The following is a 17,909-nucleotide window of genomic DNA, read 5'->3' on the forward strand; positions in this document are numbered from 1 at the left end:
CCTTCGTGTCAGGATTTCGGGTTCAATGTGAACCGGGCAGCCAGTTCGGTGTGTGACGACCATCGAAACTGGTCAACCACCTGCACCCATTCAAGGGTGTATCCGGCATTAACCAGCATTTTTGCATCCCGCGCGAAGGTGACCGGGTTGCACGACACATAAGCAAGCACCGGGCGTCTGGCCTGCGCCAGCTCAGCCACCTGCGCCTCAGCCCCGGCGCGGGGCGGGTCAATAACAATGGCGTCGAATTTCTGCAGCTCGTCGGGCATCAGGGGGCGACGGAACAGGTCGCGTGCCTCGGTCGTGACCTGTTTCAGCCCCTGGGCCTTGCGCCAGCCCTGATCCAGCGCCCGGGTCATCTCGGCCTCGCCCTCGACCGCGTGTATCTCAGCCGATTGGGCCAGCGGCAAAGAGAAGGTGCCGCATCCCGCGAACAGATCGGCAATCCGCTTAGCGCCCTGAGTTGCTTCGGAAACGGCCTGTAACAGAGCCTGTTCTCCGTCTTTTGTGGCCTGCAGGAAAGCCCCGGGCGGCGGGACCAGACCGGCGGCGCCAAAGCGCTGCAGGGGCGGTTCCCGCATGGCAATCACCTCATCGTCCCAGCTGAGCCGGGCAAGACCGTGATGTTCGGTCGCCTGCGCCAGCGCCAGTTCCAGCGGGCCGTCCAGCGGCTTGCCGCCTTTCACCGCCACATCCAGACCGCTTTCGGACAGGGTCAGCGTCACGGCCAGCACACCCTTGCGACTGCCGCCCAGAAGGGCTAGCGCCTCGGCCACCGGGATGGCGGCGATCAGGGCGGGGTGCAGCAGATGGCAATCGGGGATTTCGGTGATCGTGTCCGACGCGCGGCCATGGAACCCGGCCAGTGTGCCCTTTTTGGTGCGCCGCACCGCGATGGTTGCACGGCGGCGCGAATGTTCGGGCGAGGTGTGAATGGGCCGCATCGGGGCATCGAGCCCCTGCGCGGCCAGCGCGTTGCGCACCACCGCAACCTTCCAGTCGGCGACAAAATCATCGGCCGCGTGTTGCAACTGGCAACCACCACAGGCCTTGTAATGGCGACAGGGCGCTTTGACCCGCTGATCCGACGGGGTTTCAACACGGATGTCGGACAGGACCTGTCCGTCGAGCGTTCCGCTGACCACCTCGCCTGGCAGCGTGCGGGGCGCGTAGACAGGCCCATCGGCGATGCCGTCACCCTGATGGCCAAGGCGGTTTATGGTGTAGTGCTGCGTCATGGGGGCCTGATAGCGGGGGTTTGGTCGCAACAAAACCCCTCTGCGGTGTTTTACTCCGCCGCCTCGGCCTGAATGAACCCGCCCGACTGACGGTGCCAGAACCGGGCATAAAGCCCGCCACGCTCCAGCAGCACCTCGTGCGTACCGCTTTCCACGATATGTCCGTGATCCAGAACGATGATCCGATCCATCTCGCTGAGCGTTGATAGGCGATGGGCAATGGCCAGCACCGTCTTGCCCTGCATCACCCGGTGCAAGGCGGCCTGAATCGACGCCTCGACCTCGGAATCCAGCGCCGAGGTTGCTTCATCCAGCACCAGAATCGGTGCGTCCTTCAGGATGGCGCGGGCGAGCGCAATGCGTTGTCGCTGCCCGCCACTAAGCTTCACGCCGCGTTCGCCCAGATGCGCGTCATAACCGGTGCGACCCTGCGCGTCCTCGAGGCCCAGAATAAAGTCATGCGCTTCGGCTTTGGTGGCGGCCTCGATCAGTTCAGCCTCAGAGGCATCGGGGCGGCCGTAGAGGATGTTCTCGCGGGCCGAGCGATTGAACATCGCGGTTTCCTGCGTGACCATCCCGATCTGGCGGCGCAGGCTGTCCTGCGTCACTGTCGCGACATCCTGCCCGTCGATGCGAATATCGCCTTTTTCCCCGTCATAGAGCCGCAACAACAGCGAAACGAGGGTAGATTTTCCAGCACCTGAGGCCCCGACAATGCCCAGTTTTTCACCCGGCGCTGCGGTGAAATGCAGATCGGAGACACCGCCAATATCACGACCATAGGCAAAGCTGACGTGATCAAAGGCGATCTCGCCCTTGGTAACGGTCAAAGACGTTGCATCAGGCGCGTCCTCGACCCGGTTGCGCTTGGCCAGCGTGTTCATCCCGTTCTCGATCTCGCCGACATTGGCGTAAAGACCCATGAGCGTAAAACTGACCCAGCCGGTCATCTGCGAAATGCGGATCGACACTGCCCCTGCGGCCACGATATCCCCAGCCGTCGCCGTACCCACCTGCCACAGCCACAGCGTCGCCCCGATCAGCAGGACCGGCAGCACCCCCGCCAGCACCATCAGGATAAAGCGGAAGCTGGCCGACAGCCTGCCGAAATCCAGAGACCTTTCGCGCAGGTCGACCATCGAGTTGCGCGCGGCCTGATCTTCGAACGCGGAATGGGCGAACAGTTTGACGGTTTTGATGTTGGTGATCGTATCCACCACCTGCCCCGACACCATCGCCCGCGCCCCGGCCCGCGCAGCCGAGCGTTTGCGGATGCGCGGCAGATACCAGCGCACCAGCAGAAAATAGACCAACAGCCAACCCGCAAACGGCAGCATCACCAGCGGATGAATAGACCCCAACAAAAGCAAAGAGCCCGCAAGCGAGGCCAGCGCAAAGACAATGGCGCTGATCGTCTCGGACACGACCGACGTCATCGCGTTCGAGGTTTGCATCTGCTTCTGCGCGATCCGGCCAGCGAAATCATCGTCGAAATAGGTCACCGACTGGCCCAGTGTCCAGCGGTTCAGCTTGGCCAGCACCAGCGGCGCAATATTGGGCATGACGATATAGTTGTTCGACAGCGACGACAGCCCGAACAGCGCTGGACGCAACAGCATGAAAAACGCCGCAGCCCCCAGGATCATCCAAAGATTGCCGCCGGCCCAGAGCGTGTCGGGCCCGCTGCCGGTTGCCACATCGATGACACGGCCCAGAATCCAAGCGGTTCCGGCCTCCATCGCGCCTGCGGTAGCCGAAAAGAAGGCGGCCACGAACAGCATCGGCCAGGCCCCGGACAGGCACCAGCGAATGAACGCCCCCAGCGTCTGCGGCGGGGGCGTGTCGATGTTTTTGAATGGTTGGATGAGGTCGGCAATCCTCATTCAGCGGCCTCCGGGTTCAGGAAGCCCCCAGATTGCCGTGCCCAGAACTGAGCGTAAAGCCCTCCTTGCGCCAACAGGTCGGAATGACCGCCCTGTTCGACGATGCGGCCACCATCCATCACCAGAATGCGGTCCATCTGCGCAATCGTGCTGAGCCGGTGCGCAATCGCGATCACGGTCTTGCCTTGCATCATGCCGTAGAGCGTTTCCTGAATCGAAGCTTCGACCTCGGAATCTAGGGCGGATGTCGCCTCGTCCAACAGCAAAATCGGCGCGTCTTTCAGGATCACCCGCGCAAGGGTCACGCGCTGCCGTTGACCGCCGGACAGTTTCACGCCCCGCTCGCCCACATGCGCATCATAACCGGTGCGACCCTGCGGGTCCTGCAGATCAAGGATGAAGTCATGCGCCTCGGCCTGTTTTGCAGCGTCGATCATCTGCGCCTCGGTGGCACCGGGACGACCATAGAGGATATTGGCCCGCACCGAACGATGCAGCAGAGCGCTGTCCTGCTGGACCATGCCGATATGGCTGCGCAAGCTGTCCTGCGTCACGGTCGAAATGTCCTGTCCATCAATCAGGATCGCCCCCTGCTCCACGTCGTAAAACCGCAAAAGCAGCTTGACCAAGGTCGATTTACCGGCTCCAGACCGCCCGATCAGGCCGATCTTTTCACCCGGCTTGATGGTCAGATTGATGTGATCCAGCCCACCCGTCTCGCGACCATAATGGTGCGACAGATCGCGGATTTCGATCAGTCCCTGCTCCAGCCGCAGGGGTTCGGCCCCGGCACCGTCCAGAAGTTCGATGGGTTGCGCGATGGTCTCCATCCCCTCGGCCACAACACCGAGCTGGCGAAAGAAACTGGTCAGGGCCCACATGATCCAGCCGGTCATCGAGTTGAGCCGCAGCGTCAGGGCCGTCGCCGCTGCAACCACCCCAACCGAGGCGCTGCCCTGCATCCACAGAACAAGCGCCCAGCCGACAACTCCGACGATCAGCATGCCGTTCAGCGTGACCAGCACCGCATCCATGATGGTGAAGATCCGCATCTCGATCTGGAACGTGCGCCGGGTTTCCTCGATGGCTTCGCGGGCATAGTCCAGTTCCTGCGAGTCATGGGCAAACATCTTGACCGAATGGATGTTGGTATAGCTGTCCACCACCCGTCCCGTCACCGCCGAGCGCGCATCGGACGCGGCCTTGGACGCAGGCCCAACCCGCAAAACCGCCCAGCGCACCAACAGCGCATAAAGCGCGAACCAGATAACCAGCGGCAGCAACAACCGGGGATCGGCTGCCATCAACAAAATCCCCGCGCCGACCAGATAGGCCAGCGAAAACGAAATGGCGTCAAAGACCTGAAAAACAGCCTCGCCCGCCGCAGGAGGGGTTTGCATGATCCGGTTGGCAATGCGACCGGCAAAATCGTTCTCGAACCAGCCAACCGACTGACGCAACACATGTTTATGCGCACGCCACCGGAAGATGGTGCCAATATTCGGTAGGATCGCGTTGTTCAGCAACACCACGTCCACGACATGGATCAAGGGCCGCAGCAGCAGGACAAATGCGGCCATCAGCATCAGTTCTGTGCCATGTGCCTGCCAGACCTCGGTTGGCGAACCGGACAGCAAATCGACGACGCGACCCATATAATAAATCAATCCGACCTCAACCGCGGCCACGACAACCGAGATCAGGCCCGTCCACAGGAACACGCGGTAGAAAGGTCGGGTATAGTCCAGCATGAAGGGCCACAGCCGCGTGGGCGGCGTGTCGGTTTCTTCATAGGCGACAAAAGGGTCAACAAGATTTTCGAAATAGCGAAACATGGAGAGTGCTCCGATTGAGCAGATACAAGGTCATGCGAAAAAAGATGGCGCCAGAACACCACCCCTACGGGTCACGTGTTCCGGGCTTTAGCCGAACCAGATCCCGTAATACATTCGCATTCCTCCCTCCAACATGAGACAGGCGCACCCTGCCAAATCAAATCGGGTTTGTCATCCCTTTTTGAGACTTCCTGCTAATGCGCCAGCAAATCTTCGCGGCTGAGCGCGAAATCCGAGGCAATCCATCGCGCCTCGAGCTCGGCCAGTTTTGCGCCCAGCGCAGGACCTGAGAAGGCGGGGATCAGATCGACCGCCTTGATCGGGAAACTGGCGGCGGCCCCTTGTTTCAAGGCACGGTTCAGATCGTCGGACCAGGGCTGCTCCAGAAAGGCGCAGCGCAGCAGCGTTTCGTGCAGGCCACCTTCGGCGCCATAGCGATAGCCCAGTTCTGCGACACTGGTTGTCGCCGCGGCCTCATCCCGCATCCGGGTCAGGCGCTGCAGCTGCGCCTTGCTGAGACGCAGGGTCTTGGCCAATTCGGGCGGGACAATTGCAGCCAGACGGCGAATCGCTTCGGGTTTTGCCTGCGCGTCCTTTTCCAGGTGCACCAGTATCGCCAGCGCCCGGTCATCCGCGCCGGGCAGAAGCTGTGCCAGAACGCCGGTGCTGCGCATGGCCGCGACCGAAGGTGCCGGGTCGGGCGCAGCCAGAAGCTTCAGCATCTCGGCCCCGACCCGTTCGCGCGAAAGTGACTCTAATCCGTCCAAATTTGCGGCTATTGCAGACAGCGCGGCGGTGTCGAACCCTTCATCCGCATCTCCGTACCAGGCGTGAAAGCGGAAATATCTGAGCGACCGCAGATAATCCTCTCGGATGCGATCCTGCGCCTCGCCGATGAAGCGCACCCGGCGCGCCTGCAGGTCCGGCAACCCGTTCAATGGGTCAAGGATCGTGCCGTCGGGCCGCGCATAAAGCGCATTCATGGTGAAATCGCGGCGCGCGGCGTCTTCTTCCACCCTGTCGGAGAAGGCCACGACAGCGCGGCGACCATCGGTTTCGACATCGCGGCGGAATGTGGTGATCTCATGCGGGATCCCGCTGCTGACCACAGTGATCGTGCCATGATCAATCCCGGTCGGCACCGGTTTCAACCCGGCTTTCTGCGCCAGTTCCACCACCCCTTCAGGGCGTGCATCGGTCGCAATATCGATGTCCGAGACCGGAGCCCCAAGCAACGCGTTGCGCACGCAGCCGCCGACAAACAGCGCTTGTGCCCCGCCTTCGGTCAGCGCGGCACACACTTTCTGCGTTGCCGGTTCGGTGATCCAGTCTTCGGTGATCCGCATCATTCGCTCATCCGCGCCGCCAGCCCTCGCAGCATCCGCGCCGTTGCGCCCCAGATGTAATAGGGACCGTAGGGCACGGCGTAATAATACCGTCTTTGACCGCGCCAACGGCGCGACTCGACGACATAATTCGCCGGGTTCAGCACATGCGCAAGCGGAACTGAAAAGACCTCGTCGACTTCTCCGGGTTCGGGCACCGTGTCGAAGCGGGATTCAAGCACCGCAACAACGGGGGTCACCGAGAACGAGGTGACCGTTTCATGTGTCGGCAGATGGCCCAGAATACGCGGCAGACCGGGGGGCAACCCGATCTCTTCCTGCGCCTCGCGCAGTGCGGTGGCGGTGACATCGGCATCGCCCTCGTCCTGTTTGCCGCCCGGAAAGGCGATCTGGCCGGGGTGATGTTTCAACGCCGAAGACCGTTTGGTCAGGATCAGTCGGGGCGTGTCATGGGTCAGAGAAACCGGCACCAACACACCTGCAGGGCGCAATTTGCGCCCCGCAGGCAGCACCGTCTCGGGGTTCAGATCAAAATCGCTGGAGCCCGAACCATCGCGGCCAAGCGCCGCCGTCAGGTCTGAGATCAGATCACGCGCCATCCGGACCTTCGGCCTCGAACCCGACGGTGGCCGGGTCCAGCACGTAATGCGCGCCGCAGAACTGGCAGTCGGCGGTGACGGTGCCATGATCGGTCGTCATCTTCTCGATGTCCTGCGCCGAATAGATCGATAGGCTTTGGCGCACGCGGTCCTCAGAACAGGTGCAGCCGAACTGAACCTGCTGCGCGTCATAGACGCGGGGCCCTTCCTCGTGAAACAGGCGTACCAGCAGGTCGGTCGGCGCAATCGACGGGCCAATCAGTTCCAGATCGTCCACGGTATCCAGCAGGATGTTGACGCGGCCCCAGTTCTCGCCTTCTTCACCATCCACCAGATCGGCGGCGGTCAGAATCTCTCCGGTCCCTTCACCGGAGGCGGCGAAAGGCGAGGCTTTGGGCATGTGCTGCAACATGATGCCACCGGCGCGCCAGTGTTCACCGACGCCCGGCTCGGTCGATTTGCCGAAGCTCAGCGAGAACCGGGTCGGCAGCTGCTCGGACTGCGCGAAATAGGCTTCGGCACAGGCGCTCAGAGATCCACCGGCCAGCGGCGTGATGCCCTGATAGGGCTGCGTGCCCTCGCCCTGGTCGATCATGATGGCGAAATACCCTTCGCCCACCTGATCGAAGGGCGCGGCATCGGTCAGCCGATCCGGATCAAAGCTGGCATAAGCGCGGATTTGCGCAGGCTCGCCCTCGACCTGCGGCGCATAGTAGTCGGTTGCAATCATCCGCACCGCACCCTTGGACTGCACCTGCAGCGACAGCTTCCAACGCAGCGAAACCGTCTGTCCGATCAAGGCGGTCAGCAGGGCCATCTCGGCCACCAGCGCCTCGACCACCTCGGGATAGTCATGCTGCTTCAGGATGCCGTCGAGCACGCCATCCAGCCGGGCCACGCGGCCACGCATGTCCGATACGTCGAGTTGAAAGGGCAGGACGGTATCGTCCCACGCGATTTTGGTTCCAAGAGACATGAGGGTTTCCTTACACGCCACGGGTTGGCATACCGCCACCATATAGGTCGAACAAATTGGGTTGAAAGGGGCCATACATGATCAGGCGGTTCGGTGAAAGCCCCGAAGCCGGGCGAACATATACACGGCGGGTCGGCGTCTATTCACTGCTGCCACAAGGCAATCGCCTGCTGCTGACCTGTCAGCTGGAACCCGGCCCCGATCTGCAACTGCCCGGCGGCGGCATCGATCCGGGCGAATCCCCAATCACCGCGTTGCACCGCGAAGTATACGAGGAAACCGGCTGGCTGATCGCCGCGCCCCGTCGCATCGGTGCGTTTCGGCGTTTTACCTACATGCCCGAATACGATCTGTGGGCCGAGAAAATCTGCCTGATCTACCGCGCCCGCCCTGTCCGCCGCATGGGTCCGCCGACCGAGCCCATTCACGAAGCCATTTGGATGGAAACCACAGACGCGGTGCATATGCTGGGCAATGAGGGGGATGCCTTTTTCGCGCAGCGGCACCTGCAGGGGTTCTAGGTCCCGTTATATTCGAAGAACACGGCCGAGACATCGTCCTCGAGCCCGTGTTTCGGGGACATGACCTGCGTCAGGCGCCAGAACATGTCGTCCAGAAATTCTGAACCCACATTCTCGGTCAGGCAATCCAGGGCCATGTCGCGCAGCCCGTCATCATCCAGCAGGGTGCCATCTTTCAGGCGGCATTCGGTGAACCCGTCCGAATAGAGCAGCAGCTTGTCGCCCGGCTGCATATAGGTTTCGCATTGCCGGAACGAGACATCCGGCAGCAGGCCGATCGGCAACCCGCCTTCCCCGAGAAATTCGGATTTGCCATCGGCGCGCAGTAAAAGGGGGTGTGGGTGACCTGCCTGAACCATCTTCACATGGCCATTGCGCAGATCAACGATGGCATAGACCATGGTAAAGTATTCCTCGACCCCGGTATCGGCAATCAGGCGCGCGTTCAGAAGCGCCGCAACCTCTTCCGGGGGCAGGAGGGCGTAGAACTTGTTGAACCGCCGCTCCATCGCGACATTCTGGTTGAAATAAGTGCTGGACAGATATCCACCCAGCCGCGCCGTCATCATCGCCGATGTGATGCCGTGACCCGAGACATCGATGCTGTAGAACCCGATCCGGTTGACTCCGGGCGAGAACATTCCGACCAGATCGCCCCCGATATGGCCGCAAGGTTTCAGCAGCAGGCTGACACGGGATTTGCCGAACTGACCCGACAGTTCGGGTACCAGCGAATCCTGTATCTTGCGCGCCTGCATCAGGTCCTTGTCGATGGCGTCATGGGCCAGTTTCAGCTCATTCAAAGCGGTCTCGATCATGCGGTTCTTCTCGGAAAGCTCGCGCTGCATGTCCAGAATTCGCGCCCCGGCCGAGATGCGCGCCCGCAGTTCGTCTGCCTCAAGCGGTTTTATCAGGAAATCATCCGCGCCCGCATCCAGCCCTTTCGCCACTTCCTGCTTTTCGCTTTTTGACGTCAGCAGGATGAAATAGCTGTATTGTTCCGTCTCCAGCCCACGGAACGTCCGGCAGAATTCCAGCCCGCTCATCCCCGGCATGACCCAGTCGCTGAGGACCAGATCGGGCGGATCACCGGCGCACAGATCAATCGCCGCTTCGCCGGTATCGGCCTCGAGCACCTCGAACCCCCATTTCTTGAGCGAGGCCACGAGAATCCGCCGCTGCAACCGGCTGTCATCCACAACCAGAACCTTTCGGATCGCGCCAAAATCCAGCTCGACCCGGCTGTCTGACTGATTGACGTCCGGCACCATGGAATCCCTGCGTTTGTTCAACATCCCAATTGTCGCAACGCTACGGGCGCTGGCTTAACATCTGGTGAAAAATCCCGGGCTTATGGCTTAACCGCATCTTTACCCGCAGCGCGTTAGCAATAGGCAACCGCAAGAGGGTGGCATGATTGAGTGGACCAGAGTCAGACAATTGCGCGACGAGGTTGGCGCGGATGAATTCGATGAGGTGGTCGAGATTTTTCTGGACGAGGTGCAGGAGGTGATCGCAAAAATACGCGCGGATACCGCGCGATCCGAGATCGAACAGAACCTGCATTTCCTGAAAGGCAGCGCGCTGAGCCTGGGTTTCGACAGTTTTTCCAAGCTGTGCCAAGACGGTGAACGCCGCGCGGCAGCCGGGGATGGGGCTGCGGTGGACCTGCCACAGATCATCTCGGCCTATGACGTATCAAGGCAGGCATTTCAGGCGGGGTTGGCCGAAAACCTGCATGCACAGGATGTCTGACCGGGATCGGTTTCGCGGTCAGATCACGAATTGCGCCAGAGTTTCATCTTCGGTGATGTCGGTATAGGTGAACCCGGCCTCGTCCAGATGGGCGAACAGGCGCATGAAATTCTCGGGCTTGCGGGTTTCAATCCCGATCAGGACCGAGCCGAAATTGCGCGCTGATTTCTTCATGTATTCGAACCGGGCGATATCGTCTTCGGGGCCAAGGATATTCAGAAACTCCTTCAGCGCACCGGGGCGCTGCGGCAGGCGCAGAATGAAGTATTTCTTGACGCCGGAATAGCGCTGCGCGCGCTCCTTGACCTCGGGCAGACGTTCGAAATCGAAATTGCCGCCCGAGGTGACGCAGACCACGGTTTTGCCCCGGATAAAGCTTTGCACATCCGCGATCGCCTCGACCGCCAGCGCGCCGGCGGGTTCCAGCACGATGCCTTCGACATTCAGCATTTCGATCATCGTGGCGCAGATGCGATCTTCCGAGAGGGTCAGCACATCCGACAGATGGCGCGATTTCAGCAACTCGAACGGTTTCTCTCCGATCCGGCCCACCGCCGCGCCGTCGACAAACGTGTCGACATGATCCAGTGACACCGGATGTCCCGCCGCCAACGCGGCGCGCAGGCAGGCCCCACCTGCGGGTTCGACAAACAGGCAATGGGTACGGTCCCCGAACCAGTTTGCCACCCCTGCCGACATGCCGCCGCCGCCAACCGGCAGCAGAACATGATCCGGAACGCCGCCCAGCTGCGCCTCGATCTCGACCGCCAATGAGGCCTGCCCCTCGATCACGTCGGCATCGTCAAACGGAGACAGAAAATAGCCGCCCTGTTCGGCACACCAGGCCTGCGCAGCGGCCAGAGTGTCGTCAAAATAATCGCCGATCAGGTGAATCTCGATATTGTCGCCACCGAAGATGCGGGTTTTCTGGATTTTCTGCTGCGGTGTGGTGACGGGCATGAAGATCACGCCCTTCACGCCCAGATGCTTGCACATATAGGCCACGCCCTGCGCGTGATTGCCGGCGCTGGCGCAGACGAACAGGTCCTGCCCCTGCTGCTTGCGCATGGCGTTGAACGCGCCCCGGATCTTGTAGGATCGCACCGGGCTGAGGTCTTCGCGTTTCAGCCAGATATCGGCGCCATAACGGTCGGACAGATGGGCGTTCCGCTGCAGTGGCGTTGCCGGAAACACAGAGCGCATCGCCTGTTCGGCAGCGCGGGCGCGGGTCATGAAATCACTCATGCCGGTTTCCCTGCCCCATCACCAACGAAAGGGCAAGGAATACATATGTGTACGGGCGTCAGGCGAGTTCGCGCTTTTCGATGAAGACGCCGTAAATCGTTGTCAGGATGCTGACGTTTATCAGCGGAAGGATCAACATGGACGCAAACACGACGATCAAAACACCGATGATCGGAATGAAGAGCAGCAACGACGCCAGAAACTGAAGCATGAGCTGAAACAACATCGATAAGATAACCAAAAGAACAATTGCTCCACTCGCGCCCGAGGTCGCCTGCCAAGCCTCAGTCAACTTGATCGGCCTTCCAATTGCAGCGCTGGGAAGAATGGGTGACGCCCGATAGAAACCGATGGTCAGAAAAATGACGAGTGCGATCCAGAACAGTATTCCCATTGCCGCAGAACCTTGCGCCAGCATCCCCATGATCACCGATGCAGGGATCATTATGACAAGGGCCAGAAGGCCCAACATCACAAGACGCCCGAAATAGGCAAGAACCCGATCGAATCTGAAAGGCGGTACCAGACCGGTTGGGTATTCTTCCAGCAACACAAACCGATGCCAGGACACGACAATCCAGAGCATGACGCCAAAAACAGCTGCCATGAGGCTCAGCAAAAACCCAAGGAAAGCCCCGGATGTTACACCAGCGGGCAATCCGGTGGTTTCGCTGTCGAATTCTTCAAACGGGATACCAAAAAGAAAGAACAGTCCAATGACCAGAACGCCACCAATCATCGCAGGCACAACTGAAATTTGCAGCGCCTGCTTCAGGTTCCTCAAAACCATCTTCACCGAATGTACGAAAATCTCCAGCCCCAGCATGAATACCGCCCTCTCAACCAATCCTTGTTCTCTATCCGCCCGTTTCACCGCAATTCCCGCCCTGCGTCAATGCACGCCGCTTGCCCCCACGTCCAAAACCCGCTAGGGGCCAGTCGTTCTACGTACAAAGGGAAATCAGATGTCCGCGCCCAAGAAAGTTGTTCTGGCCTATTCCGGTGGCCTTGATACCTCGATCATCCTGAAATGGCTGCAGACCGAGTATGGCTGTGAGGTCGTGACCTTCACCGCCGATCTGGGTCAGGGTGAAGAGCTTGAGCCCGCTCGCAAAAAGGCCGAGCTGCTGGGGATCAAACCCGAGAACATCTATATCGAGGATATCCGCGAGGAATTCGTCCGCGATTTCGTCTTCCCGATGTTCCGCGCCAATGCGCAGTATGAGGGGCTGTATCTGCTGGGCACGTCGATTGCACGTCCGCTGATCTCGAAACGTCTGGTCGAGATTGCCGAGGCGACCGGTGCTGACGCTGTCGCCCATGGCGCGACCGGCAAGGGCAACGATCAGGTGCGGTTCGAACTGGCGGCTTACGCGCTGAACCCCGAGATCAAGGTCATTGCGCCGTGGCGCGAATGGGACCTGACCAGCCGTACCAAGCTGCTGGAGTTTGCCGAACAGAACCAGATCCCGATTGCCAAGGACAAGCGTGGCGAGGCGCCCTTCTCGGTCGATGCCAACCTGCTGCACACCTCGTCCGAGGGCAAGGTTCTGGAAGACCCCGCCGATATGGCGCCGGACTATGTCTATCAGCGCACCGTCCACCCCGAAGACGCACCGAACGATCCGGAATTCATCGAGATCGGCTTTGAAAAAGGCGACGCGGTCAGCATCAATGGCGAGGCGATGAGCCCCGCAACCATCCTGACCAAGCTGAACGAATATGGCGGCAAGCACGGCATTGGCCGCCTCGATCTGGTCGAAGGTCGCTTTGTCGGTATGAAGTCGCGCGGCATCTATGAAACACCGGGCGGCACCATCCTGCTGGAAGCGCACCGTGGCATTGAATCGATCACCATGGACCGCGGCGCGATGCATCTGAAAGACCAGCTGATGCCGCAATATGCCGAGCTGATCTATAACGGCTTCTGGTACTCGCCCGAGCGCGAGATGCTGCAGGCCGCCATCGACCGCTCGCAGGAACACGTCACCGGCACCGTCCGCGTCAAACTGTATAAAGGTCTGGCCTCGACCGTCGGCCGCTGGTCGGATCATTCGCTCTATTCCGAGGCGCATGTAACCTTCGAGGAAGACGCCGGCGCCTATGACCAGAAAGACGCCGCAGGCTTCATTCAGTTGAACGCGCTGCGCCTGAAACTGCTGGCGGCGCGCGACAAGCGGCTGAGCAAGTAAGCAACCTCAATTCAAGATACGGCCCCGGTGTCCGATCAGGCACCGGGGTCTTTCTTTGCGCGGTTCCCGTCAGGTCAGGCTTGTGCATCGCGCGGGCTTGCCCTTACGCGTGGGTCAATCAGGGAGGAACACCATGCTGCAAGAGATCGCCGAGGGTATTCAGAAAGGCCTGAACGGCAAGAGCTTTGACGGATCGCTCAAATTCGACTGCGGCGAGGATGGGGTGATTGTTCTGGCCGACAATATGGCCTCGACACAGGATCGCGACACTGATTGCACCATCCGTCTCTCGCGCGACAACCTCACCAAACTGCTGACCGGCAAGCTGAACCCGATGACCGGTGTTGCGTTGGGTAAGCTGAAGGTTTCCGGCAATATGGCTGTGGCGATGAAGCTGGGGCAGTTGCTGGGGTAACGCGCGTTCACGGATAAACTCGTCTCACCAGCCCGTGACAAACGATGTCAGCGCATTGCAACACGGCGAAACTGGGGGCAGCTTTGTCCCGGAAGGAGACCTGCCATGACCCGGACCGTTTACCTTGACTGCATCAAACCCTCTCTGTTGTTTGTTCTGATCCTGCTGACCGCGATGCTGCGCGCCCTGCCTGCGCCAGCGGCAGGAACCGAAACGCTGACGGTGGCTGGCGGCTGCTTCTGGTGCGTCGAATCCGATTTCGAATCCGTCCCCGGCGTGGTCGGGGCCATCTCGGGCTTTACCGGTGGCAAGACGGCCAACCCAACTTACAAGCAGGTCACCGGTGGCAATACCGGCCATTACGAGGCGGTGCAGATCACCTTTGACCCGGCCCGTGTCTCCCGTGAAACGCTGCTGAACATGTTCTTCCGCTCGGTCGATCCCACCGATGCCGGAGGTCAGTTCTGCGACCGGGGCGACAGCTATCGCACGGCTATTTTCGTCTCTAACACAGGCGAAAAAGCGCTGGCCGAAAAGGCCAAGGCTGATGCGCAGGCCGCGCTTGGCCAGACTGTGGTAACCCCGATCCTGCAGGAAGGCGCGTTCTACCCGGCCGAGGAATATCATCAGGATTACTACAAGGGCGACAAGCTGGTGTTCACGCGCTTTGGCCCCAAACGGCAAAAGAGCGCATACAAGGCCTATCGCAACGCCTGCGGCCGTGACGCCCGCGTCAGGCAGTTGTGGGGCAGTGATGCACCCTTTGCCGGATCCTAATCGAACCGTGCGTCCCGCACCTCTTTCAGGTCGGGAATGACATCCGCCGTGCCGTGCCGCGTGACCATCAGGGCTGCGGCGCGGTTTGCCTGTTGGATGGCCTGTTCCATCGGCATCCCCCGGTCCATACCGGCCAGAACATATCCGGTGAAGGTATCGCCCGCCCCGGTGGTATCCACCGCCTCAACCTTGTGCGCCGGAAAATCCGAGGCTGTACCCTGATTGTAATACCGCGCGCCCTTGGACCCCAGCGTGACAATCACATGCCGGACGCCTAGGTCGGCGACATCCTGACCGGTGGCCTGCCGCAACTGCTCGGCCTCGACCTCGTTCAGGATCAGGAAATCCAGATAGGGCAGCACGGCCTGCGCGGCCTCAGCCTGAAACGGCGCGGCGGCATAGCAGACCGTTAAGCCCAGCTCGCGCCCCATGCGCGCGGCTTCGACCTGCAGGTTGGTTTCGTTCTGCATCACCAGCAGATCGCCCTGTGCGGCGGATGACAACGCCTGACCGATCTGATCCTGGGTGATCGCGTGATTGGCACCCTGAAACAGGATGATGTTGTTTTCGCCCTGCGCATCCACGGCGATGATCGCGTGACCTGTCGGGATATCCACCTCGGCGATACGGCGTGTGTCGATTCCATATTCGGTCAGCCGATCCAGCGCCCAGCGCCCATCCGGCCCAACCGCGCCGATATGCGATACCGGCGCACCTGCGCGGGCCGCAGCCACCGACATATTGGCCCCCTTACCGCCCAGAAACCGATCAAGCCTGCTGGCCGCAAGGGTTTCACCCGCTTCCGGCAAATGCGGCAGCGCATACACCATATCGGCATTGATCGAGCCCAGGTTCCAGATTGTCATGGTCTATCCAATATCGCAGGAGGCCAGAATGGCCATGTTCAGGATGTCATTCGCCGTCGACACGGTCGAGCAAATCTGAATCGGCTTGTCGACGCCAGACAGGATGGGGCCGATCACCGTGGCGCCGCCCATTTCCTGCATCAGCTTGGTCGAGATCGAGGCCGAGTGCCGCGCCGGGACGATCAGGATATTGGCCGGTCCGGTCAGACGCGAGAACGGATAGCCCTCTTGCTGATCCACGTTCAGGGCGACATCCACGGTCATCTCGCCTTCATACTCGAAATCGACGCCGCGCTGGTCCAGAACCGCCGGTGCACGGTGCATTTTCTCGGCCCGTTCCGAGACCGGATAGCCGAAGGTCGAAAAGCTGACAAAGGCCGCCCGGGGCTCCAACCCCATATGGCGGGCGACAGCAGCCGAGCGTTCGGCGATATTGGCCAGATCGTTTTCATCCGGCCATTCATGCACCAGCGTATCGCCGATCAGAACGATCCGACCCTTATGCAACAGTGCGGTCACACCCGCCGCGCCATGGGCTGCGTCGGCGTCGAACACATGGTTGATCCGGTCCAGCACATGCGCCGATTTGCGCGTGGCCCCGGTCACCAGACCATCGCCATGGCCATGCGCCAGCATCAGGGACGAGAACACATGCCGGTCGCGCGCCGCCAGCCGGTGGATATCCTTGCGGTCGAACCCCTTGCGCTGCAGGCGCTGGTAGAGGAAATCCTTGTAGGTTTCCAAATGCGTAGTGTTGGCGGCATTCACCACCTCAAGTTCACGCACCGCATCACCCAAACCGGCCTCTTCCAGCTTTTGTTTGACCTCTTCGGGGCGGCCGACCACCAGCGCCTTGCCGAAGCCCGACCGTTGATAGGTGACCGCGGCGCGCAAGACGCGGGGGTCGTCGCCCTCGGCAAAGATCATCCGGCTTTGCGCCTGACGCGCCCGGGCGTTCAGGCCGCGCAGGATGCTGGCGGTCGGGTCCATGCGGGATTTCAGGCTCAGCTCATACGCGTCCATGTCGATGATCGGACGCCGCGCCGCGCCGGTATCCATACCCGCCTTGGCCACGGCGGGCGGGATCCGGTGGATCAGACGCGGATCGAACGGCGTCGGGATGATATAATCACGCCCGAAGGTCAGCGACTTGCCATAGGCCATCGCCACCTCATCCGGCACATCCTCGCGCGCCAGACGGGCCAGAGCGTGGGCGCAGGCAATCTTCATCTCGTCATTGATGGCGCGGGCGTGGATGTCCAGCGCGCCACGGAACAGGTAGGGAAAGCCCAGAACATTGTTTACCTGATTGGGATAGTCGCTGCGCCCGGTGGCGACGATGGCGTCCACCCGCACTTCGTGGGCCTCTTCCGGAGTGATTTCCGGATCAGGGTTCGCCATGGCGAAGATCACCGGATTGTCGGCCATGCTGGCCACCATATCCTGCGTCACCGCGCCCTTGACCGAAACGCCAAGGAACACATCGGCCCCTTTCATCGCATCCTCAAGCGTGCGCAGATCGGTGGTGATCGCGTGGGCCGATTTCCACTGGTTCATGCCTTCGGTCCGGCCCTGATAGATCACCCCCTTGGTGTCGCAGACGATGCAGTTCTCATGCCGCGCCCCCATCGCCTTGAGCAGTTCGATACAGGCAATCCCCGCAGCCCCGGCCCCGTTCAGAACGATCTTCACATCCTCGATCTTCTTGCCCGAGATATGCAGCGCATTCAGCAGACCTGCCGCACAGATCACCGCGGTGCCATGCTGGTCATCGTGGAAGACCGGGATATCCATCTCTTCCTTCAGGCGCTGTTCGATGATGAAACACTCGGGCGCTTTGATGTCTTCCAGATTGATGCCACCAAAGGTCGGCCCCATCAGCCGCACGGCGCGGCAGAACTCATCCGGATCCTCGGTATCCAGTTCGATATCGATCGAGTTCACATCGGCAAAGCGTTTGAACAGGACGGATTTCCCCTCCATCACCGGTTTCGAGCCCAGCGCGCCCAGATTACCAAGGCCCAGCACCGCCGTCCCGTTTGAGATCACCGCGACCAGATTGCCCTTGTTGGTATAGTCATAGGCGGTCTCGGGCGCTTCGGCGATTGCTTCACATGGAACAGCGACACCGGGGCTGTAGGCCAGCGACAGATCGCGCTGAGTGGTCATGGGAACGGTGGCCTGCACCTCCCACTTGCCGGGTGTCGGGTCCAGGTGAAAGGCCAGTGCCTCTTCTTTGGTGATTTTCGTTTTGGGCATGG

At 60.9% G+C, this 17,909-nt stretch carries 16 protein-coding genes; 5 read left to right on the forward strand and 11 right to left on the reverse strand.

Features of this window, described 5'->3' with window-relative positions:
- Window positions 1-8: 8 nt before the first annotated feature.
- The 6 genes from ACR3E4_RS08020 to hslO form a co-directional block, all read right to left on the reverse strand.
- Window positions 9-1,238 (reverse strand): class I SAM-dependent RNA methyltransferase, encoded by a 1,230-nt coding sequence (locus ACR3E4_RS08020; RefSeq protein ID WP_480534968.1) that lies wholly within the window; start codon window positions 1,236-1,238, stop codon window positions 9-11.
- 50 nt (window positions 1,239-1,288) lie between these two features.
- Window positions 1,289-3,121 (reverse strand): ABC transporter ATP-binding protein, encoded by a 1,833-nt coding sequence (locus tag ACR3E4_RS08025; RefSeq protein ID WP_480534966.1) that lies wholly within the window; start codon window positions 3,119-3,121, stop codon window positions 1,289-1,291.
- A complete protein-coding gene (locus tag ACR3E4_RS08030; protein ID WP_480534964.1) occupies window positions 3,118-4,956 on the reverse strand; it encodes an ABC transporter ATP-binding protein in 1,839 nt (612 codons plus the stop codon). Before ACR3E4_RS08030 ends, ACR3E4_RS08025 begins: the two co-directional genes overlap by 4 nt.
- A 194-nt stretch (window positions 4,957-5,150) precedes the next feature.
- Window positions 5,151-6,305 carry a CCA tRNA nucleotidyltransferase gene (locus ACR3E4_RS08035; protein WP_480534962.1) on the reverse strand — a complete coding sequence of 385 codons (1,155 nt, stop codon included), beginning with the start codon at window positions 6,303-6,305 and terminating at the stop codon, window positions 5,151-5,153.
- Window positions 6,302-6,901, reverse strand: coding sequence for a CoA pyrophosphatase (locus ACR3E4_RS08040; protein WP_480534960.1), 600 nt, complete (start codon window positions 6,899-6,901; stop codon window positions 6,302-6,304). The genes ACR3E4_RS08035 and ACR3E4_RS08040 overlap by 4 nt, the downstream gene beginning before the upstream one ends.
- Entirely contained in the window at window positions 6,891-7,877 is a 987-nt protein-coding gene (gene hslO, locus ACR3E4_RS08045) for an Hsp33 family molecular chaperone HslO (RefSeq protein ID WP_480534958.1), read from the reverse strand. Before hslO ends, ACR3E4_RS08040 begins: the two co-directional genes overlap by 11 nt.
- Before the next feature lie 77 nt (window positions 7,878-7,954).
- On the opposite strand from hslO, the gene ACR3E4_RS08050 reads away from it, so the two are divergent.
- Entirely contained in the window at window positions 7,955-8,398 is a 444-nt protein-coding gene (locus ACR3E4_RS08050) for an NUDIX hydrolase (RefSeq protein ID WP_480534956.1), read from the forward strand.
- Here the strand turns inward: ACR3E4_RS08050 and ACR3E4_RS08055 are convergent.
- Entirely contained in the window at window positions 8,395-9,669 is a 1,275-nt protein-coding gene (locus tag ACR3E4_RS08055) for a PP2C family protein-serine/threonine phosphatase (RefSeq protein ID WP_480535071.1), read from the reverse strand. The genes ACR3E4_RS08050 and ACR3E4_RS08055 overlap by 4 nt on opposite strands.
- Window positions 9,670-9,811: 142 nt before the next feature.
- On the opposite strand from ACR3E4_RS08055, the gene ACR3E4_RS08060 reads away from it, so the two are divergent.
- The gene (locus ACR3E4_RS08060; protein WP_480534954.1) at window positions 9,812-10,153 is read left to right on the forward strand and encodes an Hpt domain-containing protein; all 342 of its coding nucleotides are present in this window, start codon (window positions 9,812-9,814) and stop codon (window positions 10,151-10,153) included.
- 18 nt (window positions 10,154-10,171) lie between these two features.
- On the opposite strand, the gene ilvA is transcribed toward ACR3E4_RS08060, so the two are convergent.
- Together ilvA and ACR3E4_RS08070 are read right to left on the reverse strand one after the other, a co-directional pair.
- Window positions 10,172-11,398, reverse strand: coding sequence for a threonine ammonia-lyase IlvA (gene ilvA, locus ACR3E4_RS08065; protein WP_480534952.1), 1,227 nt, complete (start codon window positions 11,396-11,398; stop codon window positions 10,172-10,174).
- A 58-nt stretch (window positions 11,399-11,456) separates the two neighbouring features.
- Window positions 11,457-12,224, reverse strand: coding sequence for a hypothetical protein (locus ACR3E4_RS08070; RefSeq protein ID WP_480534950.1), 768 nt, complete (start codon window positions 12,222-12,224; stop codon window positions 11,457-11,459).
- Window positions 12,225-12,363: 139 nt separating this feature from the next.
- Between ACR3E4_RS08070 and ACR3E4_RS08075 the strand changes: the two genes are divergently transcribed.
- The 3 genes from ACR3E4_RS08075 (at window position 12,364) to msrA (ending at window position 14,782) form a co-directional block, all read left to right on the forward strand.
- Window positions 12,364-13,590 carry an argininosuccinate synthase gene (locus ACR3E4_RS08075; RefSeq protein ID WP_480534948.1) on the forward strand — a complete coding sequence of 409 codons (1,227 nt, stop codon included), beginning with the start codon at window positions 12,364-12,366 and terminating at the stop codon, window positions 13,588-13,590.
- Between the two features lie 133 nt (window positions 13,591-13,723).
- Complete coding sequence (locus ACR3E4_RS08080; RefSeq protein WP_480534946.1) at window positions 13,724-14,005, forward strand: SCP2 sterol-binding domain-containing protein; 282 nt, start codon at window positions 13,724-13,726, stop codon at window positions 14,003-14,005.
- 105 nt (window positions 14,006-14,110) lie between these two features.
- A complete protein-coding gene (msrA, locus tag ACR3E4_RS08085; RefSeq protein ID WP_480534944.1) occupies window positions 14,111-14,782 on the forward strand; it encodes a peptide-methionine (S)-S-oxide reductase MsrA in 672 nt (223 codons plus the stop codon).
- Here msrA and ACR3E4_RS08090 read toward each other — a convergent pair.
- Both ACR3E4_RS08090 and ACR3E4_RS08095 read right to left on the reverse strand, forming a co-directional pair.
- Window positions 14,779-15,648, reverse strand: a complete 870-nt coding sequence (locus ACR3E4_RS08090; protein WP_480534942.1) for a ribokinase — start codon at window positions 15,646-15,648, stop codon at window positions 14,779-14,781. The genes msrA and ACR3E4_RS08090 overlap by 4 nt on opposite strands.
- Before the next feature lie 3 nt (window positions 15,649-15,651).
- Window positions 15,652-17,907 (reverse strand): NADP-dependent malic enzyme, encoded by a 2,256-nt coding sequence (locus tag ACR3E4_RS08095; protein ID WP_480534940.1) that lies wholly within the window; start codon window positions 17,905-17,907, stop codon window positions 15,652-15,654.
- Window positions 17,908-17,909: the final 2 nt, after the last annotated feature.

Source organism: Ruegeria sp. AP11, from assembly GCF_056535865.1.

Excerpts from the sequence above, each read along its gene's own strand:
- ACR3E4_RS08020 (WP_480534968.1), bottom strand. The coding sequence starts at position 1,238 with ATGACGCAGCACTACACCATAAACCGCCTTGGCCATCAGGGTGACGGC.
- ACR3E4_RS08025 (WP_480534966.1), bottom strand. The coding sequence starts at position 3,121 with ATGAGGATTGCCGACCTCATCCAACCATTCAAAAACATCGACACGCCC.
- ACR3E4_RS08030 (WP_480534964.1), bottom strand. The coding sequence starts at position 4,956 with ATGTTTCGCTATTTCGAAAATCTTGTTGACCCTTTTGTCGCCTATGAA.
- ACR3E4_RS08035 (WP_480534962.1), bottom strand. The coding sequence starts at position 6,305 with ATGATGCGGATCACCGAAGACTGGATCACCGAACCGGCAACGCAGAAA.
- ACR3E4_RS08040 (WP_480534960.1), bottom strand. The coding sequence starts at position 6,901 with ATGGCGCGTGATCTGATCTCAGACCTGACGGCGGCGCTTGGCCGCGAT.
- hslO (WP_480534958.1), bottom strand. The coding sequence starts at position 7,877 with ATGTCTCTTGGAACCAAAATCGCGTGGGACGATACCGTCCTGCCCTTT.
- ACR3E4_RS08050 (WP_480534956.1), top strand. The coding sequence starts at position 7,955 with ATGATCAGGCGGTTCGGTGAAAGCCCCGAAGCCGGGCGAACATATACA.
- ACR3E4_RS08055 (WP_480535071.1), bottom strand. The coding sequence starts at position 9,669 with ATGGTGCCGGACGTCAATCAGTCAGACAGCCGGGTCGAGCTGGATTTT.
- ACR3E4_RS08060 (WP_480534954.1), top strand. The coding sequence starts at position 9,812 with ATGATTGAGTGGACCAGAGTCAGACAATTGCGCGACGAGGTTGGCGCG.
- ilvA (WP_480534952.1), bottom strand. The coding sequence starts at position 11,398 with ATGAGTGATTTCATGACCCGCGCCCGCGCTGCCGAACAGGCGATGCGC.
- ACR3E4_RS08070 (WP_480534950.1), bottom strand. The coding sequence starts at position 12,224 with ATGCTGGGGCTGGAGATTTTCGTACATTCGGTGAAGATGGTTTTGAGG.
- ACR3E4_RS08075 (WP_480534948.1), top strand. The coding sequence starts at position 12,364 with ATGTCCGCGCCCAAGAAAGTTGTTCTGGCCTATTCCGGTGGCCTTGAT.
- ACR3E4_RS08080 (WP_480534946.1), top strand. The coding sequence starts at position 13,724 with ATGCTGCAAGAGATCGCCGAGGGTATTCAGAAAGGCCTGAACGGCAAG.
- msrA (WP_480534944.1), top strand. The coding sequence starts at position 14,111 with ATGACCCGGACCGTTTACCTTGACTGCATCAAACCCTCTCTGTTGTTT.
- ACR3E4_RS08090 (WP_480534942.1), bottom strand. The coding sequence starts at position 15,648 with ATGACAATCTGGAACCTGGGCTCGATCAATGCCGATATGGTGTATGCG.
- ACR3E4_RS08095 (WP_480534940.1), bottom strand. The coding sequence starts at position 17,907 with ATGCCCAAAACGAAAATCACCAAAGAAGAGGCACTGGCCTTTCACCTG.